The following is a 24,381-nucleotide window of genomic DNA, read 5'->3' on the forward strand; positions in this document are numbered from 1 at the left end:
TCAGATACCTTGTTCCGCGACGGTCCGGGCCGCCTGGATCAGGCAGCGGGTCAGTTCCGGCGAGGAAAACTTGGTCAGCACCGCATTGGCGCCGGCCAGTCGTGCTTTCTCGCTGTTCATGGCACTGTCCAGCGAGGTGTGCAGGAGGATGTAGAGATCCTGGAAGTCCGGGGTTTCGCGCACTGTACGGGTGAAGGCGTAGCCGTCCATCTCTGACATTTCGATGTCCGAAACCACTACGTTGATCTGTTCGGCGGTGCCTTGCAGGTCCAGCAGGCAACCGATGGCGTCCTTGGCACTGCGGGCCGTGTGGCAGGTCAGGCCGAGGGTGCGCAAGGTGAGCACCGATTGCTGCAAGGCCACCTGGCTGTCGTCGACCACCAGGATCCGTGCATGGCCGAGGATTTCCGCTTCTTCCATGGTCAGTTCGCTGGGCGTGACTTCGATTTGCGTCGGCGAGATACCGTGGATGACCTTTTCGATATCCAGCACCTGGACCAGCGTGCCGTCGACCTGGGTCACCCCGGTGATAAAGGCCTTGGGCCCGCCGGAACCGTAGGGCGGCGGACGGATATCGGTGGTCAGGCAATGAACGATCTTGCTCACGGCCTGGACGTGCAGGCCCTGTTTGGAGCGGCTGACATCGGTGACGATCAGGCAACCGCCGTCCGGGTCCACCAGGGGGCGTTCGCCGATGGCGCGGCTCAGGTCGATCACCGACAGCGAGGCGCCGCGCAGGGTGGCGATGCCTTTGACGTGGGGATGGGACTCCGGCAGCTTGGTCAGTGGCGGGCAGGGAATGATTTCACTGACTTTCAGCAGGTTGATTGCCATCAGCTTGCCGCTGCGCAAAGTGAAGAGCAGAAGAGATAGCGAGTCTGCGCGGGCTTTGTTGGAAGACATAAAAACCTTCTGTGGAAAAAGGTGGTCCAGGACAGATTAACCCTGAACGGCTATCGATGATGGGTTATCGACCCGATGGGAGCCGGCTTTAGGTGTAATACACAACTCGCTGTTAAGTGTTTACTTCAAGCCGAGGCGTTTGGCCATCCGCCCGAGGTTGGCCCGGTCCAGCCCCAGTTCGCGGGCGGCGCTGGCCCAATTGTGCTGGTGTCGCTCCAGGCAGGCGCCGATCAGTTGTCGCTGGTAGTTTTCCGTGGCCTGGCGCAGATCAGCGCCGCTTTCGAGCTCCGGCGGGGCAAGGGTGTGCTCCTGTGGGGCCTGGGGGGCAGCCGTCGGCAAATCCAGATCGGCGGCGCTCAGGCTGAGGATCCTTGGCCGTTCCCGGCAATTGCCCAAGGCTTTCAGGGCGCTGCGTCCGATCAGGTGTTCCAGCTCGCGGACGTTGCCCGGCCAGTTGTACGCCAGCAGCGCCGCCTGCGCATCCGCACCCAGGCGCAAGCTGCCCAGCCCCAGGCGCGAGCGGTTCTGTTCCAGGAAAAAACCACTTAATAGCAATACATCGCGACCGCGCTCGCGCAGGGCCGGCACTTGCAGCGGATAGACGCTCAGGCGGTGGTAGAAGTCGGCTCGATAGCGCCCGCTGCGCACTTCTTCAGCCAGGTCGCGATTGGTGGCGGCGATCAACCGCACATCCACCTGATGCTCGCGGTCCGAACCCAGGCGCTGTAGCTGGCCGCTTTGCAGTACCCGTAACAATTTGGCCTGGACGCTCAGCGACAACTCGCCGACCTCATCGAGAAACAGCGTGCCGCCATTGGCCAGTTCGAATTTGCCGCGACGATCGTTCACGGCGCCGGTGAAGGCGCCGCGTACATGGCCGAACAGCTCGCTCTCCACCAGGGTATCCGGCAGGGCGGCGCAGTTGAGGCTGATGATGGGTTTTTCCGCACGGGGGGACGCGGCATGGATCGCCTGGGCCACCAGTTCCTTGCCGACCCCGGTTTCACCGGTGATCAGTACCGTCAGGTCGCTGCCGCCCACCAGGTTGATCTCTTCCACCAGGCGTTTGTGGGCTTTGCCCTGGCCGATCATTTCGCGATTCTGTGGGCCGCTGGCCTGGCGATAGAGCTCGGCGCGCTGGTGTTCGTCCTCGGCGCGCAAGGCCAGACGCGCGATCCGTTCGGCGGCATTCACCGTGGCCGCCGCCAGGCTGGCGAAGGCCTGCAGGGCATCGAGCTCGATCCGTTCGAAGCGCTCCGGGTCCAGGGCGTCGAGGGTCAGCAGGCCCCAGGGTTGTTCGTCGATAAACAGCGGGCAGCCCAGGCAGTCATGGACCTCCAGGTGCTCGGTCAAACCCTCCACCAGGCCGTCGTAAGGGTCCGGCAGATCGGTCTCGCTGTCGAAACGGGTCGGCCCGTGGCTGCCGAGCAGGATCTGGAAACGTGGGTGTTCGCTGATCTTGAAGCGCCGTCCGAGGGTGTCCGGGCTCAGGCCATCGACAGCCAGCGGCACCAGCCACTCGCCGTCCAGGCGCAGCAGCGCGGCGGCGTCACAGGGCAGCAGGGCGCGCATGGCTTCGAGCAGGCGTCGATAGCGTTCACTTTCGGGCAGTTCCCGTGAGAGATCCGATACCAGCGGCAGTAGGGCCGTCAGCAGGAGTTTTGCAGTCATATTGACTCCTATGGTGTCGGAATGACTATAAGTTGCCTGTAGTCACTATGACTAATACAATTTTAACTTATTGATTTATATCATTTTTAATCTTGGCATGAAGTGTGATGAGTAAAGGTTGATTCAGATAAAACCTCACCCCCAGGAGTTGACCCATGCTGAGCGTTCAAGACCGTGCCATCGTCAAATCGACTGTCCCGCTGCTGGAAAGCGGCGGCGAGGCGCTGATCACTCACTTCTATCGGATGATGCTGTCCGAGTACCCGCAGGTGCGCCCGCTGTTCAACCAGGCCCACCAGTCCAGTGGCGACCAGCCCCGGGCGTTGGCCAACGGCGTATTGATGTATGCCCGGCATATCGACCAGCTCGATCAGTTGGGCGACCTGGTGGCCAAGATCATCAACAAGCATGTTGCGCTGCAGATCCTCCCGGAGCATTACCCGATTGTCGGCACTTGCCTGTTGCGGGCCATTCACGAAGTGCTCGGCGAGGAGATCGCCACGCCTGAAGTCATGAGTGCCTGGGGGGCGGCCTATAACCAGTTGGCCGATATCCTGATCGGGGCCGAAACGGCCATTTACGACGAGAAAGCCCTGGCGCCCGGCGGCTGGCGTGGCGCCCGGCTGTTCAAGGTGGTGGCCAAGGTCGAGGAAAGCCAGGAAATCACTTCGTTCTATTTCGAGCCGGAGGATGGCCAGCCGGTCCTGGCGTTCGCCCCGGGACAGTACATCGGCATGAAGCTGGTTATCGACGGCGAAGAGATGCGCCGCAACTACTCGCTCTCGGCGCTGGCGAAGGCCGGTCAGTATCGGATCAGTGTCAAGCGCGAGGCCGGTGGCAAAGTCTCGAACTACCTGCATGACCAACTGGCCGTCGGCGCCAGCCTGGAGCTGTTCCCGCCGGCGGGCGAGTTCACTTTGGCGGCCAGCGACAAGCCGCTGGTGTTGATCAGTGGCGGGGTCGGGATCACGCCGACCTTGCCGATGCTCGAAGCGGCGTTGGCGGGTGAACGGCCGGTGCATTTTATCCACTGCGCGCGCAACGGCCAGGTGCATGCTTTCCGTGACTGGGTCGATGCCCTGGCCGAGCGTCATCCGCAGCTCAAGCGCTTTTATTGTTACGCCGAGGATGATGGTGTGAGCCCCGCCGCGGACAAGGTCGGCCTGCTGAGCCAGGAACAGTTGGGCGAATGGTTGCCTCAGGAGCGTGACCTGGATGCCTATTTCCTCGGGCCCAAGGGTTTTATGGGCGCAATCAAGCGTCACCTCAAAGCCCTGGGGGTGCCGGAACAGCAGAGCCGTTATGAGTTCTTCGGGCCGGCCGCGGCCCTGGAGTAATTCGTGGTACCGCCGTGGCCAAGCCTGTGGCCACGGCGGTCGGCCGGCCGGATCGGGCGCATGGACAAAATCCCTGGGCGCGTTAATCCCGGTTTAATCGGCTTGTCGTTAATTCGCCGATCATTGTCGGCGATCTTGTGGTGGTTTACCCATACTCCCCCAGACACCGACCTCGCGTGTTCAATACGCTCAAAGGTCATGGTCAGCGTGTAGACTTCCGGGCAACACATGTTCACCGGGTTGAAACGAGCGGATTGCGACCTGTGGGCCTATGGGATACAACCTCGGTTTGATGCCGCAGCTCGCTGCGCGGCCCTTCGGCCGATCCAACAACGAGTCAAAGGGAAACGGGATGACTGACGAAATGATGCGGCTGGGACGGGAAAAGCGCTTCCTGGTCCTGCTGGGGGTGATCTGCCTCGCCTTGATCGGCGGTGCGTTGTACATGCAGGTGGTGCTGGGCGAAATGCCGTGCCCGTTGTGTATCCTGCAACGCTACGCCTTGCTGTTCATTGCGCTGTTCGCCTTTATCGGCGCGGGCATGCGCACCCGGCGCAGCCTCACGGTGCTGGAAGTGCTGGTGTGGTTGAGTGCCGTCGGCGGCATCATTGCGGCGGGTCGTCACGTCTATATCCAGGCCAATCCGGCGGTGAGCTGCGGCATCGACGTGCTGCAACCGATTGTCGACGGCCTGCCCCTGGCGTCGATCTTCCCGTTGGGCTTCCAGGTCGAGGGTTTCTGCGAAACGCCATACCCGCCGCTGCTGGGGCTGTCCCTGGCGCAATGGGCGCTGGTGGCTTTCGTGCTGACGGCGTTGCTGGTGCCGGTGGGTATCTACCGCAATCGCCAGAAAAACCGCTGATGTCGGTGGTCAGTCGATGCGGCTGAGGCTTGCCGATAATCCTTGGAAAACGCCCCGATCTTTCATGTAAGATCGGGGCGTTTTTTATGTCTGTCGGCCCTGGTAAAAAGCCCTGATAACCGGCAATAAAACGCGCGAAAAAACTGCGACATATTGTCACGTCGCAGCTGTCGCACTGGCCGTTTCTGACCTCGATGTCATCTTCTGATTGACAGCCATCCTCGAAAAAGTTCCCTGGCACGCTCTGTGTTTCACGTCTATATGGGGAGCCTCCCGATACCCCCCGAAGATCCTTCCAATACCCCGTCATGCTTGGGCCAGAGCCTCTTTCACGGCCCTTGCCAGGGCGATTTCGCTGCGGATCAGTTGTTGGACAAAAGAGCGGTTCATGGCTTTTTGTTGAGAATGGAACGCGATACGATTCAGGATCGTTGCAAAAACGGTTAATGATTGTTGCGTGAATTGATAAAAAATATTTCAGGATGAGACGTGGTTTATAAAACGCTACCTCACTACAATCGCCGCACTGAATGTCCGGCGCCGCTCTGCCTGAGCGCAATAGGGCGGTCGAAGGGCTCAAGGGCGCTATGCGACCCCTGGTGCTGGCGACCTTTCCAAGTATCCGCACCAAATGGAATTGGTCTGTAACAAGGCCTATGACCCACGAAATCGAATAAGAACTCACGCCCGTTCCAGAGGTGCCGATCAATGATTGGTACGACGGACAGGCCCTTATTCAATCGGAAAAAATTGCCAACCCTTGGCAGGGTGAAGTGTTGGCTATCGAAACCCAACTGCATTGCGCAAGCTGCTTTAGAGGTCGTGAGATGAGTAAAACAAGGTATCCCAGATTCTTAGGCTTATTGCCGCTGCTCGGCACGTTGTTGCTGGGAGGGTGCAACATGACCTTGCTCGACCCGAAGGGTCAGGTCGCCCTGGACGAACGTAACCTGATCATCACCGCTACGCTGCTGATGCTGTTGGTCGTGGTGCCGGTCATCCTGATGACCTTTGCCTTCGCCTGGAAATACCGCGCGTCGAACAAGGACGCCACCTACGCGCCGAAATGGAGCCACTCCACCAAGATCGAAATCGTGGTCTGGGCCGTGCCTGCCATCATCATCCTGTTCCTGGGCATCGTCACCTACAAGTCGACCCACGCCCTGGACCCGTATCGTCCGCTGGAATCCGACGTCAAGCCGATCACCGTCGAAGTGGTCGCCCTGGACTGGAAATGGCTGTTCATCTACCCGGAACAAGGCATCGCCACCGTCAACAAGCTGGTCTTCCCGGCCAAGACCCCGGTGAACTTCAAGATCACTTCCGACAGCGTGATGAACTCGTTCTTCATCCCGGGCCTGGGCGGTCAGATCTACGCCATGGCCGGTATGCAGACCAAGCTGCACCTGATCTCCAACGAGAATCATGAGTACGAAGGGATTTCCGCCAACTACAGCGGCGCCGGCTTCACCGGTATGAAATTCAAAGCGACCGCAACCAGCCAGGCGGATTTCGATGCCTGGGTAGCTGAGGTCAAGAAGGCACCTAAACAGCTTGAACAAGCTGAATACGCGGACCTTGCCAAGCCAAGCCAGGACAATCCGGTCGCGCTTTATTCCACCGTGACGCCGAACCTGTTCCAGAACATCGTCGACAAGTACGAAGGGATGAAAGCAGGCAAGCCGATCGAGCACGAGAAGAAAGAAGTGGCCGCATCGGAAGGAATGGACATGAGTTCGCATTCAGCTGCCGGGGCAGAGGAGTAAACGATGTTTGGTAAATTAAGTTGGGAAGCGGTCCCGTTCCACGAGCCGATTGTCATGGTGACCATTGCCATGATCGCGCTCGGCGGTCTGGCTTTGTTCGCGGCGATCACCTACTTCAAGAAGTGGACCTACCTGTGGACCGAGTGGCTGACTTCGGTTGACCACAAGAAAATCGGTGTCATGTACATCGTCGTGGCCATGGTCATGCTGCTGCGCGGTTTCTCCGACGCCATCATGATGCGGACCCAGCTGGCCATGGCCACCGAGGGTTCTCCTGGCTACCTGCCGCCTCACCACTATGACCAGATCTTCACCGCCCACGGTGTGATCATGATCATCTTCATGGCGATGCCTTTCTTCACCGGCCTGATGAACATCGTCGTGCCGTTGCAGATCGGTGCGCGTGACGTGGCCTACCCGTTCCTGAACTCCCTGAGCTTCTGGCTGCTGGTTTCCGGCGTGGTGCTGATCAACGTTTCCCTGGGTGTCGGCGAATTCGCCAAGACCGGTTGGGTTGCCTATCCGCCGCTGTCGGGGCTGCAATACAGTCCGGGCGTGGGGGTGGATTACTACATCTGGGCGCTACAGCTATCAGGGCTGGGTACAACGCTGACCGGGGTGAACTTCCTGGCCACCGTGCTGAAAATGCGTACCCCTGGCATGAAGCTGATGGACATGCCGATCTTCACCTGGACCTGCACCTGGGCCAACGTGCTGATCGTCGCTTCGTTCCCGATCCTCACCGCTACACTGGCTTTGCTGACGCTTGACCGCTACATGGATTTCCACATTTTCACCAATGAACTGGGTGGAAATCCGATGATGTACGTCAACCTGTTCTGGGCTTGGGGTCACCCCGAGGTGTACATCCTGATCCTGCCGGCGTTCGGGGTCTTCTCCGAAGTCATCTCGACCTTCTCCGGCAAGCGACTGTTCGGCCACCACTCGATGATCTATGCCAGTGGCGCGATCTCGGTACTGGGCTTCATGGTTTGGCTGCACCACTTCTTCACCATGGGTTCGGGTGCCAACGTCAACGCCTTCTTCGGCCTGGCGACGATGCTGATTTCGATCCCGACGGGGGTGAAGCTATTCAACTGGCTGTTCACCATCTACCGTGGCCGTCTGCGCATGACCAGCCAGGTTCTCTGGACCCTGGGCTTCATGGTGACCTTCGCCATCGGCGGCATGACCGGCGTACTGCTGGCCATCCCGGGTGCTGACTTCGTCCTGCACAACAGCCTGTTCGTGATCGCGCACTTCCACAACGTGATCATCGGCGGCGCGGTATTCGGTTACATCGCCGGCTTCAGCTTCTGGTTCCCGAAAGCGTTCGGCTTCAAGCTGCACGAAGGTTGGGGCAAGGCGGCGTTCTGGTTCTGGATCTCCGGCTTCTTCGTCGCGTTCATGCCGCTCTACGCACTGGGCTTCATGGGCATGACCCGTCGTCTGAACTCCAGCACCAACCCTGAGTGGGTGCCTTACCTGTACGTGGCGTTGTTCGGTGCCATTCTGATCGCCTTCGGTATCGCTTCGCAATTGATCCAGATCTACGTAAGTGTGCGTGATCGCAAGCAGAACATGGACGTGACCGGCGACCCATGGAACGGCCACACCCTGGAATGGTCGACTTCTTCGCCACCGCCGTTCTACAACTTCGCCGAACTGCCGAAAGCCGATGGGGTTGACCCGTTCACCGAAGCCAAGGAAAACGGTACCGCGTACTCGGTGCCCAAGCGCTACCAGCCGATCCATATGCCGAACAACACCGCGACCGGCCTGGTCATGGGTGCTCTGCTGACCGTGTTCGGTTTCGCGATGATCTGGCATATCTGGTGGATGGCGATCGCTGGCCTGGCCGGTACGGTGATCTACTTCATCATCCATATCTCGCGTGATGATCAGGGTTACATGGTGCCAGTGGACGTCATCGAGCGTATCGAAGCTGAGCAGCACAAGGTGCTGGCGGCGGCGAAAGTGACTCCTGCCACCCGTGTTGAATCTTCGCTGGAACAGGCTTAAACCATGTCGAACTTAGTGACCAATGCTGGACACGCCCATGGTCATGACCATGGGCACGATGACCACCACCACGATACGAGCGAGATGACCGTCTTCGGTTTCTGGCTCTACCTGATGACCGACTGCATCCTGTTTGCGTCGATCTTCGCAGCGTACGCGGTGCTGGTTAACAACGTCGCCGGTGGCCCGTCGGGCCACGACATCTTCGAACTGCCGTACGTGCTGGGCGAAACCGCCTGCCTGTTGCTCAGTTCGATCACCTACGGCTTCGCCATGCTGGCGGTGTTCAAGGGCAAGAAAAGTCAGGTTCTGTTCTGGTTGGCAATCACCTTCCTGTTCGGCCTGGGCTTCATCGGCATGGAAATCAATGAATTCCACAAGCTGATCGAAGAAGGTTTCGGCCCTAACCGCAGCGGCTTCCTGTCCGGGTTCTTCACCCTGGTCGGGACTCACGGTCTCCACGTCAGCAGCGGTCTGATCTGGATGGGCGTGATGATGTACCAGGTCTGGAAAAACGGCCTGACGCCAAGCAACATCACCCGCCTGAGCTGCCTGAGCTTGTTCTGGCACTTCCTGGACGTCGTGTGGATCTGCGTATTCACCGTTGTTTACCTGATGGGGACTCTGTAAATGGCTAATGCACAGCATTCCAGTGATGCCAACCACGGCAGCGTGAAGTCCTACATGGTCGGCTTTGTCCTGTCGATCATCCTGACTATCATCCCGTTCGGCCTGGTGATGTACCCGTCGCTGCCGAAAGCGGCGACCCTGTGGATCGTTCTGGTCTTCGCAGTGATCCAAGTGCTGGTGCACCTGGTGTATTTCCTGCACCTGGACCGTTCCGCGGCACAGCGTAACAATGTGGTGGCGTTTATCTTCGCGGCACTGGTGATCGTCCTGCTGGTGGGTCTGTCGCTGTGGATCATGTTCAGCATCCACACCGTCATGATGGCGAAGTGAGGTAAACCCGATGTCGCTCAAGCACTTTATCCAAATCACCAAACCGGGGATCATTTTCGGTAACGTGCTTTCTGTGGCGGGTGGTTTCTTCCTGGCCTCGAAAGGGCATGTCGATCTGGCCATCTTCCTGGCGGCCATGATCGGTACTTCGCTGGTGGTGGCGTCCGGTTGCGTGTTCAACAACTGCATCGACCGTGACATCGACCTGAAGATGGAGCGCACCAAGAACCGGGTGCTGGTCCAGGGGCTTATCTCCCTGAAACTGGCCCTGATCTACGCCACCGTCCTCGGGATCGCCGGCGTGGCCCTGCTGTACCGCGTCGCCAACCCGTTGGCGGCGCTGTTCGCGGTGATCGGCTTTGTCATCTACGTCGGCTTCTACAGCCTGTACTTCAAGCGCAAGTCGGTTCACGGCACGCTGATCGGCAGTCTGTCGGGGGCGATGCCTCCGGTGATCGGCTACGTGGCGGTGAGCAACAGCTTCGACATGGCGGCCCTGACGCTGCTGGTGATGTTCAGTTTGTGGCAGATGCCGCATTCCTACGCGATCGCGATCTTCCGCTTCAACGATTACCTGGCCGCATCGATTCCGGTGTTGCCGGTGAAGCGCGGGATCCTGGTGGCCAAGAAGCACATCCTGCTCTACATCCTGGCCTTCCTCGGCGCGACGTTGATGCTGACCTTCAGCGGTTATGCCGGCATGAGCTACCTCGCCGTGGCCGCGGCCATGGGCATGTACTGGTTGTACATGGCCTGGACCGGCTACAAGGCGGTGGATGACACGGTCTGGGCACGCAAGCTGTTTGTGTTCTCGATCTTCACCATCACTGCCCTGAGCGTGATGATGTCGCTGGATTTCAAGGTGCCCAGTGAGTTGCTGCTGACTTACGCCCGCTGAGTCCACCGGCTATTGAAAAAGCCCCGCCTTCGCAAGAAGCGCGGGGCTTTTTTTGCTCAGGCCTGGAGCAAACGCAGGAAGCGCTCGCGGACCCGTTCGTCGTCGCTGTGGGCGACGTTGAAGCGCAGAAAGCTCGAGGCTTCGGGGCCGGCGCTGAGCAAGGTCCCGGGGGCCAGCACGATGTCGTTTTCCAGGCCTTTGCGGGCCAGGGTCTCGGCCTCGATTCCGGCCGGCAGGCGGGCCCAGATGAACAGCCCTTCGCCCGGGCATGACGCCACCGAACAGCCGGCTTCGCCCAGCCAGCGGGCTACGCGGTTGTTGGCCGCATACAAGCGATCGATCAGGCGTCGGGCGTGCCGGGTGTAGCTGCCGTCGCTGAGCATTCGATAGATGATCTGTTCCACCAGCTCCGAGGTCACGCAGCCGCTCGACATCTTCAGGTCGATCATCCGCGCGGCCAGCTCCGGCCGCAGCGCCAGGTAGCTGAGCCGGCAGTTGGCACTGAGTATCTTGGTGAACCCCGAGACATAGCTGATGTTGTCCAGGCCGCCGGCCGCCGCGAGGCGAGGGGTCTGTTTCTGCTGGATATCGCCATACAGGTCGTCTTCGATGATATGGAAGCCGTAGCGATGGCTGAGCTCCAGCAACCGATAGACCTGGGCCGGGGAAAAGGAATGGCCGGTGGGATTGTGCAGCGTACTGTTGGTCAGGTAGAGCATCGGGCGATGACTGTCGAGCAACTGTTCGAACTGGTTGAAGTCCAGCCCGTCACGGCCGCGGGGAATGCTGACGATCCGCGCGCCGTGCAGCACCAGGTTCGCCCGCAGGTTGAAGTAGCACGGGTCGTCCAGCAGCACCGTGTCACCGGGCTTGATCAACAGGCGCATAAGCATGTCGATGGCCTGGAGGGTGTTGGCCGTGGTGATGATCTGTTCCACCGGGACGTCGATATCCAGGGTCGACAGCTTCACCCGCAGGGCCTGGCGTAGCGGCGGGTAACCGGCGGGCACGCCGACTTCACCCATGCGCAGGGTGGTGGCCCGCAGGGTGCCGCGAGCGGCCTTGAGCAATTCCTCGCGAGGCAACCAGGAGGAGGGCAGGAAACCGCAGCCGGGGCGCAGGGCGCCGTTGTCCAGCAGCAGGCCCCGGCGCACCACGCTCAGGGTGTCCTGCGGCAGCAGCTCACGGCCGACTCCGGCCTGCACCGCCGCGCTGAGCCGTGAGACGTAGTGCCCCGAGCCCTGGCGCGAAGTGATCAGGCCCTTGGCCCGCAGCCGGTCCAGTGATTCGACCACCGTCGACTTGCCGACCCCCATGAGATCGGAGAGTTCGCGAATCGGCGGCAACTTGGCCCCGTGCTGCAGGGAGCCCTGGTTGATGGCAGCCGAGAAACGGTCGACGATCTGTTGTACCAGTGGCTCGCCAGGAAGGAACTCGATGGCGGCGATCACGGCTCTCTGAACCTGCATTTTACTGGTCGCTCGAGCAATAAAGTCCGGAGGATTCTAGTCGAACTTGCCCTGATCAAGAAGACATCCGCTCGCTAGTATCAAGACGCCATTGTTCTCCTGCATGCCGTGCTGATTGAAGAGGTTCTCCCTACGTGTTGAAACTGCCCAATCGAACATCCGAGGTACCGCTGCATGACTGAGCCCGCCGGGAGTCTGATATGAACGCGCAACCCTGTGTGATGGTGGCCGGCTACGCGGGCAAGCGTGCAGGCGATATCCAGAAACTGCGCGAGCTGTGCCGGACGCTGTATCAGGCCTCGCTGATCTTTCTGGTGGAGAAGGTCCAGCCCGGGGATGACCTCGTGGCGGGTAACGCCTGGGCGCTTTCCCTCGCGGTCGAAAACGTCGACGCTGCGCTGGATACTGTCTGCCGTTGCCTGGCCAGCGAGGATTGGAAAGACCTGGAGCTACCGCTGTCCGCGACCTATCTGCGCCTGCAGGGGCTCTGCGCCGAGCTCCACCATGGCTGGCAACGCGATCTGGCCACGATCACCTTTGCGCTCGTGGCCCACATCCGCGTGAATACTCATCTGGAGCTGCTCGTCGATGACCCGGGGCCTCAGCCGCGCAATCGTCGCGGGGCGGCGTCGCCCGGCCGTGGCGAGCACACCCGGAGCCAGATGCTTGCTGAAGTGGCCAAGGTGATGTACCTGGGGCTGGATACCGAGAAACACTTGTTCTTTGCGCGGATTCTGCCCAAGGCCCTCCACGGGTTTGCCGCCGAGGATCATTCGAAGTGGGAGGCAATCCTCCTGCAACTGGGGGTTGTGGAGGCCGATGTGCTGCTCGATGAAACGACTGATGCCAGCCATGACCGCGCAAGCATGCCTGTCCTGGCGCCATGAGCGATGCTGCTCGTGGCGGTGAAGATTGGATCCATGTATGGCGAAAGGCTTACATGCCGTGGCACTGATCTCCTCTGTTGACCGTTCATGGCCGGGGTTAATCTACACCCATCGCTGCTACGCAAGGATGTGTGCAGGATCAGGGATGATCGAACCAGGCCATGGAGGCCGCCGACGGGATGTCGGAATGCTTTGAAGAAAACCCGCTTCGGCGGGTTTTCTTTTATCTGTGGACAGCCAACGCGTACAGGGATGCACATCCATGGGCAGATGCCTGGTCTTCGTTCTCCTCCTTGGCGCCTCCTGCTCGGCCTTCAGCGCCGATGCCTACAAGTGTGTCAGCCAGGACGGTAAGGTCAGTTTCGCCGCGCAGCCCTGCGCGCCGGACCAGGGCGTATCCAGCTGGCAAGCCCGCACCCAGCGCACGCAACTGCACAGTGTCTCGGCCGATGAGGCCAAGGCCGACGCCATCAATCAGCGCGCCACGAAAATCCTGCAGGCGGGCTACCACACGCGCATTATCTACAAGGTCAATATCGTCCCCGGCCCCGGACAGAAAGCTCCCTGAGACAAGCCAGTGCACGAGTGAAAGGGTTCGGCAATTATTTCAAGTTGTCGTACGACGTGCCGATAGCCTGCCAACTCTGAAGCTAAGGGCAGGGGTCGCTGACCCGAAGCCATAACAAAAAAGGCGGTCGTCATGTTTCTTCGTCAACTGAATATCGCGCCTCGCGCGGCGCTGGGTTTTGCCTTGATCGCGGTGCTGGTGGCTTTGCTGGGGGTGTTCGCCCTGGGCCAGATGTCGAACATCCGCGAAGGCGAGGTAGCGGTTGAAACCCAATGGCTGCCGAGTATTCGTGGCGGTGACGAGATCCGCGAGATCATGTTGCGCATCCGCACCATCTCCCTGCGCATGGCCCTCGACCAGGACCCGAAGAACATCGCGGTGTACCGCGGCCAGATGGACGTGCGCGACAAGGAATTGAGCGAGCGGATCGTCGCCTACGACAAACTGGTCACCAGCCCCGAGGCCCGGGTGTTGTATGACCAGTTCAAGACAACCTTCGCCGCGTACCGTGCCGGTATCGCCCAATCCTTCACCCTGGCCGAGCAGGGCCGGCGCGACGAACTGATCAAGCTGCTGCTGGTGGACATGAAGACCGTGGTGGACGGTTCCGGCAAGCAACTGACCGACCTGGCCGACCTCTTTACCAAACAGGTGGCGGCCGAGAGCCAGAAGTCCGAGGAGCACTACAGCAACTCGCGGATGATCGTGATCCTGTTTGTTGTCCTGGCGGCCCTGGCCACCGTGGGCCTGGCGACGTTGCTCACGCGCAGTATCGTCAAACCCCTGGGGCAGGCCCTGAGCGCGGCGCAGAATGTGGCGCGGGGCGACCTGACCCAGCGTATCGAAAGCCACGGTGACGATGAAGTCAGTCACCTGCTCGAAGCCCTGGCCACCATGCAGCAAACCTTGCGTGACACTTTGCAAGGCATCAGCGGTTCGGCGACCTCGCTGACCACCGCGGCGGACGAACTGAATACGGTCACCCGGGGCAGCACGGAGGGCCTGCAACAGCAGAACCATGAAATTGAACAGGCGGCCACGGCGGTCAACGAAATGACCACGGCGGTGGAAGAGGTGGCGCGCAATGCCGTGTCCACCTCGGACGCCACCCGCAAATCCAGCGAATCGGCGCGGCTCGGCCAGGAGCGGGTGAGTGAAACTCTCGGCGCCATCAGTGCGCTGTCCGGGGACGTCGAGCGCACCGGGGAGCTGGTACGTTCGCTGGCCGATCAGTCCCAGGGCATCGGCAAGGTGCTGGAAGTGATTCGCGCCATTGCCGAGCAGACCAATCTGCTGGCACTGAACGCCGCCATCGAGGCGGCCCGTGCCGGTGAGAGCGGGCGCGGCTTTGCGGTGGTGGCCGATGAGGTGCGTGCCCTGGCCCATCGCACCCAGCAGTCGACCCAGGAGATCGAACAGATGGTTTCCGGTATGCGCAGCGGTTCGACCCTGGCCCTGGAGTCGATGCACACCAGCACCGCCCGTGCAGCCAGTACGTTGGCCCTGGCCGAACGAGCCGGCGAAGCGCTGGTGACCATCACCGCCTCGGTGCATGAAATCCACGAGCGCAACCTGGTGATCGCCAGCGCGGCGGAAGAACAGGCCCAGGTGGCCCGGGAAGTCGACCGTAACCTGGTGAACATCCGCGACCTGTCGATCCGCTCGGCGACCGGGGCCGACCAGACCAGCGCCGCCAGCCATGAGTTGTCGCGGCTGGCAACTTCGTTGCAGGGACTGGTCGGGCGCTTCCGGGTCTGAGCCTGGCTCAGGCTTTCTGACGCTCCCGCGCCTTGGCCCGCAGATGGCGGATCAGGGCGATCCCGGCAACGATGACCACTACGCCGATCACGATGCGCAGGCGATAGGGTTTGAGATTGCCCAGCAGGCTTTCGAGGAAGCCGCCTGCCCAATAACCGGCCGTGGCAAAGAGCATGGCCCAGACCACGGCTCCGAGCAGGTTCATCAGGCTGAAGCGCAGCGGTGATAGCCGGCTGGCACCGATCACCAGCGGACCCACCAGGCGCATGCCATAGAGGAAGCGCACCGCAAAGATCGAGGTCAGCGGGTGGCGTTGAATGAGTCCCGTCACCCGTTCTATGGCGGCCTGCTGGCGATGCAGGCGGGGTAGCAGGCGGGCGCCGAAATAACGTCCGGTCCAGAACAGCGCCTGGTCGCCGAGCATCCCGCCGAGGCTGGCCCAGAAGATCACCAGCGGCAGGTGCAGGACCTGCTGGTGCGCCGCCACCCCGCCGAGGATCAGGATGGTTTCCCCTTCCAGCAGGCAGCCGATGAAGATGGCCCAATAGCCGTAGGTGGCGAGCAGGTAGTTGAAGTCGATGTGTTCGAACATAACGGTGTACTGATCCTTGTATCGGTCCATGGGCGCTGTTGCCGATGCACGAGGCAGCAGGCAGGCGACGGTGTTCTTGGGTCTGATCGATTGGCCAGGCGAAAGTGCCCTGGGGTGCCCGGCTCAACAATAGCCGAGTTTGTGCCTGTTCTGATTCAGGCTGACTGTCGCGCCAACCACTCCCGCGGACTTTCACCGATCTTGCGGCGAAAGGCCCGCGCCAGGGCCGATGGGCTTTCATAACCGACCTCATCGGCAATCAGGGCAATCGGCCGACCCTCGCGTAAACGCTTCTGGGCCAGGCTGACACGCCAGCTGAGCACATAGTCTGCCGGAGTCTGGCCGACCACTTTGTGAAAATGCGCGGCGAAACTGGCCCGGGACATATTCGACTCCTGCGCCAGGTCGGCCACGGTCCAGGGTCGCTCGGGATGGTTGTGCATCATGGTCATGGCCCGAGCCAGGCGCAGGTCCGCCAGGCCCGACATCATCCCGGTGGTCATGCTGTGGTAGGCCATCATGTGCCGCAGGAACTGGATCACCATCAGTTCGAACAGGCGGTTCATCACTGCTTCGCGGCCACAGTGTTCGGCGAAGGCCTCAGCGAACAGCCACTCGAGATTGCCCTCGAGCATGGGCACCGCGGCGAGCGGCATCACGATGGTGTCGGACAAGGCCACGGACAGCGGATTGTCGATACCGCCATCGAAACGCAGCGCCGCGCAGACCAGTTCGGCGGCGTCGGCCTTGCTGGCAACCAGGCGATGGGGAAGGGGGCGGGGGATCAGGATCAGGCTCGGTTCTTCGATGCGCAGCAGCTTGCCGCCGCTCTCGAGGTTGACCCGGCCACTTTTCAGCAGGTGCACGTGCCCGCGGGGTTCCAGGCCATCGACCTCGGCATTGCCTCGCAGGAGGCCACTGTGGAAGGTGTCGGCGGCGATGCCGAAGTGCGTGAGCAAGGTCGACAGGCGATCCATTCTTTCCCTCTCGTTAACGCTGGAATTAGACGATCTGGCGCATATCATCGACAGGAAGGCGCCATTCGTAAAGCTGTTTTGCCCATCATGGCCCCACGTTCAGCGACCTGGACGCCGCCGCTTCCGGTGGGTCAGCCATTTCATGCGAGAGGGAATACCAATGCAAATGTTCCGTTTTTCTGCCGTCTCCAAACTGTTCGCCGCCGTCGCCATCGCGGCTGGAGCCTTGTCGATGGGCTGGGCGGGTTCGGCCGCCGCTGCCGCGCAGCCGGGCCAGAAAGCCACGGTGGTGCTGGTGCACGGCGCCTTTGCCGAGTCTTCCAGCTGGAATGGGGTGATTGCCCGTCTGCAGGCCAAGGGGTATCCGGTGATCGCCGTCGCCAACCCGCTGCTCAGCGTGAAAAGCGATTCGGACTATGTGGCTGACATCGTCGAACATACACCAGGTCCAGTGATCCTGGTTGGGCATTCCTACGGTGGCTCGGTGATTTCCAACGCGGTCCATGGCCGTTCCAACGTCAAGGCATTGGTCTATGTTGCCGCCTTCGCCCCGGAAAAAGGCGAGACCGCGATCGAACTCTCCGGCCGTTTTCCGGGCAGCACCCTGGGCCCGACCCTGGCGCCGCCGGTGCCGTTGAAAGATGGCACGGTGGACCTGTTTATCCAGCAGGATAAATTCGCCGCGCAGTTCGCCGCCGATGTCGCCCCCAAGGATGCCGCGCTGATGGCCGCGACCCAGCGCCCGGTCGCCGAGGCCGCGTTGAAGGAAGGCTCGGGTGATCCGGCCTGGAAAACCCTGCCGTCCTGGTTTATCTACGGTTCGGCGGACAAGAACATTCCCGAAGCGGCCCTGAAGTTCATGGCTGATCGCGCGGGCTCCAGGGAGACGGTGGATATCAAGGGCGCGTCCCATGTGGTGATGGTGTCCCATCCGGACAAGGTCGCGGCGATCATTGAAGATGCGGCCAAGGCTATCGCCAAATAAACCACGAGCATCCAGACAGGCACAGTGAGGTTTGAAAGCCGATCAGGGATTCTGTGGGAGCGGAGCTTGCCCGCGAAGGGGCCCTTGAGACCGCCAAAAGCTTCGCGGGCAAGCTCCGCTCCCACAGGATGTGTACTCGGCCGCTAGGGCTTGCCCCACTTCTCCAGTGCGAACTCCACGAAGCTGCGCAGCTTGGGCAGTCGGTAGCGGTCTTGCGCGTAAAGCAGGTTCATCGGCCGGCTGGGCAGCTTGTATGTCCCCAGCAGCGGAACCAGTCGGCCTTCGCGCAGATCATCGCGCAGCAACGCATCCGGCAGCATCACGACACCCATTCCGGAGAGCGCCGCCTGGTACAACGCCGAAGAACTGTTGATGGTCATCGGGCCGCTCACCGGTACCAGGATTTCCCCCTCCGGGCCGCTCAGGCTCCACTGTTTTTCCACCGTCCGCCAGTCGTCGCCCGCCGGGTAGGCGAAGGCCAGGCAGTCGTGATGTTCCAGGTCCTGGGGGATGATCGGTGTCCCGCGCCGTTTCAGGTACGACGGCGACGCACAGACGGTCAGCGCATAGTTTTCCAGGGGCCGGGCAATCAGCGCCGAGGGGTCGGGTGCACCCAGGCGGATCGCCGCATCAAAGCCGCTGTCGATCAGGTCTTCGCGCTGGTTGCTGAGCATTACGTCCAGCTTGATCCGGGGATACCGCAGCACGAACTCACTCAGGGCCGGTGCCAGGCGTTCGGAGCCGAAGGTCAGCGGCGCGGTGATCCGCAGGATACCGCTGGGCTCGCCCTGGGCCTGTTCGGCCAGGCGCTCGGAGTCCGCCACCAGCCCCAGCACCTCAAGACAGCGCTGATAGTAGGTCGAGCCGAACTCGGTCAGGCGCTGACGACGAGTCGTACGGTTAAGCAGGCTGACCCCGAGCCGTTGCTCCAGTGAGCGCAGGTGATTGCCGACCATGGTGGTGGAAATACCGCATTCCAGGGCGGCCGCGGTCATGCTGCCGCTCTCCACCACGGTCACGTACACCCGCATTGCCTGGAAAAGATCCATTATCAATCTCAGCTTTAAAATGATTGAAGCACAACGCAGTTTATCCAGCTCAGGTGGCTAACGATACTGCCAGCACCACCCCATGCCTGGAGCTCGATGCCATGACCGCCGCTAGCCTGATGACCACCTATCAACCACTGGACCTGGGGTTCGTCAAAGGGCTGGGCACCCGCCTGTGGGATCGCGAAGGCCGTGAGTACCTGGATGCGGTGGCCGGCGTGGCGGTGACCAATATCGGGCATTCCCACCCGCGGCTGGTGAGCGCTATCTGCGAGCAAGCCGGCCTGCTGCTGCACACCTCCAACCTCTACAGCATTGACTGGCAGCAACGGCTGGCCGAGCGTTTGACGCGGCTGTCGGGCATGGACCGGGTGTTCTTCAACAACTCCGGCGCCGAGGCCAATGAAACGGCGCTGAAGCTGGCGCGACTGCATGCCTGGCACAAAGGGATCGAGAAACCCCTGGTGGTGGTCATGGAGAATGCCTTCCACGGCCGTACCCTGGGCACCTTGTCCGCCAGCGACGGTCCGGCGGTGCGCCTGGGCTTCCATGACCTGCCGGGGGACTTCATCAAGGTGCCATATGGCGACCTGGCGCTGTTGCACAGCATTGCCCGCAGCCACGGCCAGCGGATCTGCGCGGTGCTGATGGAGCCGATCCAGGGCGAAAGCGGCGTGCAACTGCCGCCGCCAGGCTACCTGAAGGCCGTCCGCGACCTGTGCAAGCGGCGCTCCTGGTTGCTGATGCTCGACGAGATCCAGACCGGCATCGGCCGCACCGGCCAGTGGTTTGCCTTCCAGCACGAAGGCATCGTTCCGGACGTGATGACCCTGGCCAAAGGCTTGGGCAATGGCATTCCCATCGGCGCCTGCCTGGCACGGGGCAAGGCCGCCGAATTGTTCACCCCGGGCAGCCACGGCAGCACCTTTGGCGGTAACCCGCTGGCTTGTCGGGCCGGCTGCACCGTGCTCGATATCATCGAGGAGCAGGGGTTGGTGGAGAATGCCCGGCAGCAAGGGGAGCATTTGCTGGCACGGCTACGGGCCGAACTGAGCGGTTGTCCGCAGGTCCTGGCGATACGTGGGCAAGGCCTGATGATCGGTGTCGAACTGCACCAGCCGGTACGTGACCTGGCGCTGATCGCGGCCCGGGACCAGGGCTTGTTGATCAACGTGACACGGGGCAAGACCATTCGCCTGCTGCCGCCGCTGGTGATCGACAAGCAGGAAGTCGAGATGATAGTGAAAGGGCTGTGTGGCGTATTGCAGTGGGAAAAAACCACGGCAATAGCGAAAGGCTTACACGCCGCGCCCGCAATCGCCTCTATGAGCGTTTGAGCGGCTGCCCTATTCTGGATCCATCACTGCTGCGCAAGGATGTGCACAGGATCAGGGAAGATCGACCATCGCCAGGACGGCAGCCGACAGGACGTTGGAATGGTCAAAAGAAAACCCCGCTTCGGCGGGGTTTTTTGTGCGTCGCGGGAAAAACCGGCGATGCCTGGCGTCGGCCAAGGCCAGTGCGGTCTCAATTGGAAATCACATTCTTGCCGGCACCCTTGGCGCGATACAGGGCCTGGTCGGCCCGGCCCATCAGTTCGTCCATGGGCTCGTCGGCGTGACGTTCCACCACCCCAAAACTAATTGTCAGTGAGTTCAGGCCCAAGGGGTTGCGTTGCAGCAGGCGCTCGCGCATTCGCTGTGCCAGGTTCATGGCGGTGGAGAGGGGGCTGTCCGGCAGGACCAGCATGAATTCGTCACCGCCCCAGCGCGCCAGCAGATCAGTGTCGCGCAGGCAGCCCTGGAGTGTTTGCGCGACCTCGACCAGCACCCTGTCTCCGCCTTGATGCCCGTGGCGGTCATTGATGAGCTTGAAGTCATCGATATCCATCGCAATCAGCGACAGCGCCTGGCGAAAGCGCCCGGCGCGCTGGCACTCCCGGGACAGGATCTTCTCCAGGCAATAGCGATTGGCGACCCCGGTCAGCGAATCGCTCTCGGCCAGGCGGCGGTTTTCCTCGAGCTGGGCCTGCAACTGGCGATTGACCCGTGACAGCTCGGCAGTCCGCTCGGCGACGATGGCCTCGAAGGAGTGGGTGCGGGCCTCCAGTTGTTCGAGCAGGCGCCGTTGGTCTTCGAGACTACGGTGGGCGCCGATCATCCGGGCGACCGAACCGTCGGGGTTGCGGGCGATCACATAGCCGCGGTCTTCGACCAGGATATAGTCGCCGCTGCGGGTGCGGCAGCGGTACTCGGCGTGATAACCCAGGGTGCGTTCATTCAGATGGTCGTCGAAATGCGCCATCACCTGTGGGTAGTCGTCGGGATGAATCACGTTTTCCCAGGTGAAGACGCTGTTCGGCAGGCTATTGGGGGAGTAGCCGAGCATTTCGTACCAGCCGGGGCTGCGGTAGACCAGGCCGGTATTGGCATTCCAGTCCCAGACGCCATCGCTGACCAGTTCAAGGATCGCGTGCACGACGTCTTCGTTGATATCGCCGAGTTGGCTGTTCCAGGGTCCGCTTTTGGATGGTTCGACCATCGCTGCTCACTCCTTTGGCATTGATTTCGGTGTCTCAGGCCAAAAGCGGGGACGCAATGGTCTATGGCACAGTAATACTGTACCGTTTGTTGTGGGAAATATAGATGTAGAGCCCTGGCTCTCGGGGTTTTCGAGGTGTTTGGCGCAATGGGGGAGATCCGCATAGGCATGGGCAGGGCAGTGAAGGCGCGGGCGATGATTTTCCTGGGGCTGGCCTGCCTGCGGGCTGGGGCGGCGGATTTGAGCCCGTCTGCGCAGTTGCCGGTCTGCGGTGATGAGCATCTTTATGCTCAACCCATTGCCAGCCCTGGCCCGGCGGTTGCGCCGAGGCAATGCCCGGAGCCTGTGGCCAGGTCCTACTCGCCGCGCTACCGGGGGTTGGGTTACGACGTCCTGATGATCGAGTCCGCGGCCTGTTTCGTACCTGACGACAGCTTCCGTCTGCTGGACTCACTGATCGACCAGGCCCGCGGCTCACTGGCATCCCGCTTGCCGGCCGATGCCGACTGGCAGAAACAGGCGACGCGTACCTTCACGACCTTGGGTGCGACCTTGCTCGCCAATGGCTTTGAACTCTACGTCCCGACCGACACCTTGGGTGACGCGCTGGTTTCGCGAGCATTGCCGGAGGGCGGTCGGCATATTGCCGACTGCGACACCAGTGCGTTTCTCTATCTGTCGGTGGCGGAGTCCTTGTCCCTGCCCATGCACATGGTGGAAATCCGCCTGCCCGGTGGCGAGAGCCACAATTACCTGCGCTGGACATCCGGCCATGGTCATTCGATGGACTGGGACACCAACGGCCGCGCGCAATGTAGGAGGCCCGAGAAGTTGCCGGCCTGGCAGGGCCGTACCTTGTCCCGCGACGAGGTGCTGGGGTATGCCACGCTGCTGCGCGGCGAGTTCTGGCAGAAGAAAGGGGTGCTCGAAAAAGCCCTGGCGGATTACCGTAGCGGAACCCGGCTTTATCCGCACTCGCCCAAAGGCCAGAACAACCTGGCCTGGCTTATTGCGAGCACTGAAATCTTCAAGGGTGCAGCGTTCCAGGCTGAAGCTCTCACCGCCGCGCAACGGGCGATGGCGCTGCAACCCGATGCCAATACGCTGGACACCCTGGCCTGTGTGCGGGCCAGGAGCGGTGACTTTGCCGGGGCGATCGCGGCTGAGAAGCAGACATTGGCGCTGAAGCCGAAGGATAAGGATTTCACGGCGAGAATGGCTGGATTTCGTCAGATACCCGCCAGGGACTGTGTAGGCATTTAGATCGAAGCATGCAAGCCGCCTAGTGGCGATTCCTCTTCTTACATCCTATTGCGGCTGCGACGGACTTACTGCGTTTCAAGGGAAAGCTAATGTCGCTCTGTCGTTGCACGTGCAGCGATCAGGTCTGATAAAGCGCTGGTGGATAACGCTTTCCCGGTGCTTGTTGGCGAGTGCGGGCGTTTCTGCTAGTATCCAGATGGATACTTGATGATTTTGAATTACGTTGTTCAGCAAACGCAGAGTTTTTCGCACTGGCATTCATCCGTACGTGATTTGCGCGCCAAGGTGGCAATTGCTCGCCGCATTGATCGCGTCGCCGCAGGTAATTGGGGTGATGTGAAGTCGGTGGGTGAGGGCGTATCCGAGCTACGAGTAGATGTCGGTGCGGGCTATCGTGTGTATTTCACGGTACGCAACGGTGTGCTGGTCATCCTGCTGGCTGGGGGTGACAAGTCTTCACAGGTTGCCGACATCCGACGAGCAAAGAAACTGTCACAGGAGGTTTGAATATGAGCCAAGCTCTCATCGCATTTGACATGGCTGCGTTGCTGGATAGCGACGAGGCTATCAGTGAGTACCTGTCCCAGGTATTGGCCGATAGAGATAGCGATGAATTTCTTCGCGCGATTGGATATGTGGCCAAAGCGAGGGGAATGGCGCAAATAGCCAAGGACTCGGGTCTCGGGCGGGAAAGCCTCTACAAGACTTTTGCGCCTGGTTCGAAACCACGTTTCGAGACGGTGCTCAGGGTCATGCATGCTTTAGGAATAGATTTGAATGCTCATGCGCGAGCCTTGGTTTAGCTTCGACCCTCCATGATCAGAATGTCTCTCGCTGCTGCGTGAGGTCATTTTTACGGTCGTTATCCAAGAAACCTTCCAGCAGGTTTCCCGCATTCGAATCAAAAAAGGCAGGCCCATCCCCAGGCCAGCCCTCACCGCGACTGACCTCGAAACGCACCTGCCTCTTTTCATTCGCCGCCGCTCCCACTCAGCGGCGGATCGTCATTGCTGTACGACGCTATACCCGGCAAACGCCGTCTGCTGCTGAATCGCCGTGACGATGTTCTGACGGGTGGCCGGCTGTTCGTTGCCTTCGTTGTCGACAAAGGTTTCGCTCAGCAACTCGGCCAGGTCGCCGTGGCCGGCAAAGGCAAAGCCGAGGAATTCGAATGCTTCGCGGTCGGCATTGGCCTTGCTGCGCGGTGTGCGCAGCGGGAAGTTGACGCTGGTGTCGTCCTTGCTGATGACAAAGACCGGCGCCTCTTTCTTGACGCGTGCGGCCTTGCCCTTGCCGGCGCTGGGGTTGCTCAGGGCCTGGTGAGTCTGGTTCAGCACCTTGAGCGCCAAGCCATAGACCAGTTCCTGGAACGCCGCATCGTCCTTGTAGCTGGAGAGAATCCGGCTGATCGGGAATTTCGTGCTCAGGTCTTCCAGGGCCGCGATGTCGGCCGCCTCGGCGTCCTTGAGTTGCTTGAGCTGGCCCATGAGTTCGTAGGCTTTGTCGTCGTCGAAACGGTCGTGGGCCTGGCGGATCGCCAAGCGCAGTTCGCGAATCTGGTCGCTCTCTTTCGAGCTGTGGAAGGCGTCGAGAACCATCTCGCTGATGTTCTTGGCCTGGGGCACATGCTGGGAAAGATGGATGGCGTTTTCGTATTCGCCCTTGGCGGACAAGGAGGTTACGGCTTCATCGGTATGGGAATCAGGCATCGAAATTTCGCTATTTCAGTGTCATTTAACTGGGGTGAGGCTCGAAAGGCCGGGGCATTTCAGGGCGCCTAATCTATTGGACCCACGCGCCAATGTCACGGCTCAACCGGTCAGCGGTCTTGGAAGAAGGAAATTTACCAGTGAAATGAGGTGGTTGGCTTTGC

Annotated in this window: 23 protein-coding genes; 15 read left to right on the forward strand and 8 right to left on the reverse strand. The window is 60.9% G+C overall.

From position 1 onward, the window contains the following. Both M5C56_RS13925 and norR read right to left on the reverse strand, forming a co-directional pair. A complete protein-coding gene (locus M5C56_RS13925; RefSeq protein ID WP_103494552.1) occupies positions 1–903 on the reverse strand; it encodes a chemotaxis protein in 903 nt (300 codons plus the stop codon). 120 nt (positions 904–1,023) lie between these two features. Next, entirely contained in the window at positions 1,024–2,574 is a 1,551-nt protein-coding gene (gene norR / locus M5C56_RS13930) for a nitric oxide reductase transcriptional regulator NorR (RefSeq protein ID WP_103494553.1), read from the reverse strand. A gap of 155 nt (positions 2,575–2,729) precedes the next feature. Here norR and hmpA point away from each other — a divergent pair, with 155 nt between their 5' ends. The 7 genes from hmpA (at position 2,730) to cyoE (ending at position 10,419) form a co-directional block, all read left to right on the forward strand. Continuing rightward, positions 2,730–3,911, forward strand: coding sequence for an NO-inducible flavohemoprotein (hmpA, locus tag M5C56_RS13935; RefSeq protein WP_103494554.1), 1,182 nt, complete (start codon positions 2,730–2,732; stop codon positions 3,909–3,911). Between the two features lie 352 nt (positions 3,912–4,263). Beyond that, the gene (locus tag M5C56_RS13940) at positions 4,264–4,773 is read left to right on the forward strand and encodes a disulfide bond formation protein B (RefSeq protein WP_103494555.1); all 510 of its coding nucleotides are present in this window, start codon (positions 4,264–4,266) and stop codon (positions 4,771–4,773) included. An 827-nt stretch (positions 4,774–5,600) separates the two neighbouring features. Continuing rightward, positions 5,601–6,539 carry a ubiquinol oxidase subunit II gene (gene cyoA, locus M5C56_RS13945; protein WP_103494556.1) on the forward strand — a complete coding sequence of 313 codons (939 nt, stop codon included), beginning with the start codon at positions 5,601–5,603 and terminating at the stop codon, positions 6,537–6,539. A gap of 3 nt (positions 6,540–6,542) precedes the next feature. Beyond that, positions 6,543–8,561: a cytochrome o ubiquinol oxidase subunit I gene (gene cyoB / locus M5C56_RS13950; RefSeq protein WP_103494557.1), complete on the forward strand. Its 2,019-nt coding sequence runs from the start codon at positions 6,543–6,545 to the stop codon at positions 8,559–8,561. Positions 8,562–8,564: 3 nt separating this feature from the next. After that, the gene (gene cyoC / locus M5C56_RS13955; RefSeq protein ID WP_100941332.1) at positions 8,565–9,191 is read left to right on the forward strand and encodes a cytochrome o ubiquinol oxidase subunit III; all 627 of its coding nucleotides are present in this window, start codon (positions 8,565–8,567) and stop codon (positions 9,189–9,191) included. Further along, on the forward strand, positions 9,192–9,521 hold the full coding sequence (gene cyoD, locus M5C56_RS13960; RefSeq protein ID WP_100941333.1) for a cytochrome o ubiquinol oxidase subunit IV: 330 nt from the start codon (positions 9,192–9,194) through the stop codon (positions 9,519–9,521). Positions 9,522–9,531: 10 nt separating this feature from the next. Continuing rightward, positions 9,532–10,419: a heme o synthase gene (gene cyoE, locus M5C56_RS13965; protein WP_103494558.1), complete on the forward strand. Its 888-nt coding sequence runs from the start codon at positions 9,532–9,534 to the stop codon at positions 10,417–10,419. A 56-nt stretch (positions 10,420–10,475) separates the two neighbouring features. Here cyoE and M5C56_RS13970 read toward each other — a convergent pair whose 3' ends face one another. After that, a complete protein-coding gene (locus M5C56_RS13970) occupies positions 10,476–11,888 on the reverse strand; it encodes a PLP-dependent aminotransferase family protein (protein WP_103494559.1) in 1,413 nt (470 codons plus the stop codon). Between the two features lie 200 nt (positions 11,889–12,088). Here M5C56_RS13970 and M5C56_RS13975 point away from each other — a divergent pair, with 200 nt between their 5' ends. The 3 genes from M5C56_RS13975 to M5C56_RS13985 all read left to right on the forward strand — a co-directional run bounded on the left by M5C56_RS13975 (position 12,089) and on the right by M5C56_RS13985 (position 15,101). Further along, the gene (locus M5C56_RS13975) at positions 12,089–12,775 is read left to right on the forward strand and encodes a hypothetical protein (RefSeq protein WP_103494560.1); all 687 of its coding nucleotides are present in this window, start codon (positions 12,089–12,091) and stop codon (positions 12,773–12,775) included. Positions 12,776–13,037: 262 nt separating this feature from the next. Next, the gene (locus M5C56_RS13980) at positions 13,038–13,343 is read left to right on the forward strand and encodes a DUF4124 domain-containing protein (RefSeq protein WP_103494561.1); all 306 of its coding nucleotides are present in this window, start codon (positions 13,038–13,040) and stop codon (positions 13,341–13,343) included. A 132-nt stretch (positions 13,344–13,475) separates the two neighbouring features. Then, positions 13,476–15,101, forward strand: a complete 1,626-nt coding sequence (locus M5C56_RS13985) for a methyl-accepting chemotaxis protein (protein WP_103494562.1) — start codon at positions 13,476–13,478, stop codon at positions 15,099–15,101. Between the two features lie 7 nt (positions 15,102–15,108). Here the strand turns inward: M5C56_RS13985 and M5C56_RS13990 are convergent, their stop codons facing one another. Then, the gene (locus M5C56_RS13990) at positions 15,109–15,693 is read right to left on the reverse strand and encodes a DedA family protein (RefSeq protein ID WP_103494563.1); all 585 of its coding nucleotides are present in this window, start codon (positions 15,691–15,693) and stop codon (positions 15,109–15,111) included. Between the two features lie 155 nt (positions 15,694–15,848). Then, positions 15,849–16,670 (reverse strand): AraC family transcriptional regulator, encoded by an 822-nt coding sequence (locus tag M5C56_RS13995; RefSeq protein ID WP_103494564.1) that lies wholly within the window; start codon positions 16,668–16,670, stop codon positions 15,849–15,851. Between the two features lie 160 nt (positions 16,671–16,830). Here M5C56_RS13995 and M5C56_RS14000 point away from each other — a divergent pair, with 160 nt between their 5' ends. After that, positions 16,831–17,655, forward strand: coding sequence for an alpha/beta hydrolase (locus M5C56_RS14000; RefSeq protein ID WP_103494565.1), 825 nt, complete (start codon positions 16,831–16,833; stop codon positions 17,653–17,655). Positions 17,656–17,798: 143 nt separating this feature from the next. On the opposite strand, the gene M5C56_RS14005 is transcribed toward M5C56_RS14000, so the two are convergent. Then, complete coding sequence (locus tag M5C56_RS14005; RefSeq protein WP_103494566.1) at positions 17,799–18,704, reverse strand: LysR family transcriptional regulator; 906 nt, start codon at positions 18,702–18,704, stop codon at positions 17,799–17,801. Between the two features lie 101 nt (positions 18,705–18,805). Between M5C56_RS14005 and M5C56_RS14010 the strand changes: the two genes are divergently transcribed. Further along, positions 18,806–20,041: an acetylornithine transaminase gene (locus M5C56_RS14010; protein WP_103494567.1), complete on the forward strand. Its 1,236-nt coding sequence runs from the start codon at positions 18,806–18,808 to the stop codon at positions 20,039–20,041. A 190-nt stretch (positions 20,042–20,231) separates the two neighbouring features. Here the strand turns inward: M5C56_RS14010 and M5C56_RS14015 are convergent, their stop codons facing one another. Next, positions 20,232–21,245, reverse strand: coding sequence for a sensor domain-containing diguanylate cyclase (locus tag M5C56_RS14015; protein ID WP_103494568.1), 1,014 nt, complete (start codon positions 21,243–21,245; stop codon positions 20,232–20,234). A gap of 168 nt (positions 21,246–21,413) precedes the next feature. Between M5C56_RS14015 and M5C56_RS14020 the strand changes: the two genes are divergently transcribed. The 3 genes from M5C56_RS14020 (at position 21,414) to M5C56_RS14030 (ending at position 23,311) form a co-directional block, all read left to right on the forward strand. Further along, entirely contained in the window at positions 21,414–22,508 is a 1,095-nt protein-coding gene (locus M5C56_RS14020; RefSeq protein ID WP_247263163.1) for a hypothetical protein, read from the forward strand. Between the two features lie 213 nt (positions 22,509–22,721). Next, positions 22,722–23,015, forward strand: a complete 294-nt coding sequence (locus tag M5C56_RS14025; RefSeq protein ID WP_103494608.1) for a type II toxin-antitoxin system RelE/ParE family toxin — start codon at positions 22,722–22,724, stop codon at positions 23,013–23,015. 2 nt (positions 23,016–23,017) lie between these two features. Then, positions 23,018–23,311: an addiction module antidote protein gene (locus M5C56_RS14030; protein WP_103494570.1), complete on the forward strand. Its 294-nt coding sequence runs from the start codon at positions 23,018–23,020 to the stop codon at positions 23,309–23,311. 201 nt (positions 23,312–23,512) lie between these two features. Here M5C56_RS14030 and M5C56_RS14035 read toward each other — a convergent pair whose 3' ends face one another. Beyond that, on the reverse strand, positions 23,513–24,217 hold the full coding sequence (locus M5C56_RS14035; protein WP_103494571.1) for a hypothetical protein: 705 nt from the start codon (positions 24,215–24,217) through the stop codon (positions 23,513–23,515). Positions 24,218–24,381: the final 164 nt, after the last annotated feature.

This window comes from Pseudomonas sp. MWU13-2862, from assembly GCF_023242495.1.
In the GTDB taxonomy this organism is placed as follows: domain Bacteria; phylum Pseudomonadota; class Gammaproteobacteria; order Pseudomonadales; family Pseudomonadaceae; genus Aquipseudomonas; species Aquipseudomonas gingeri_D.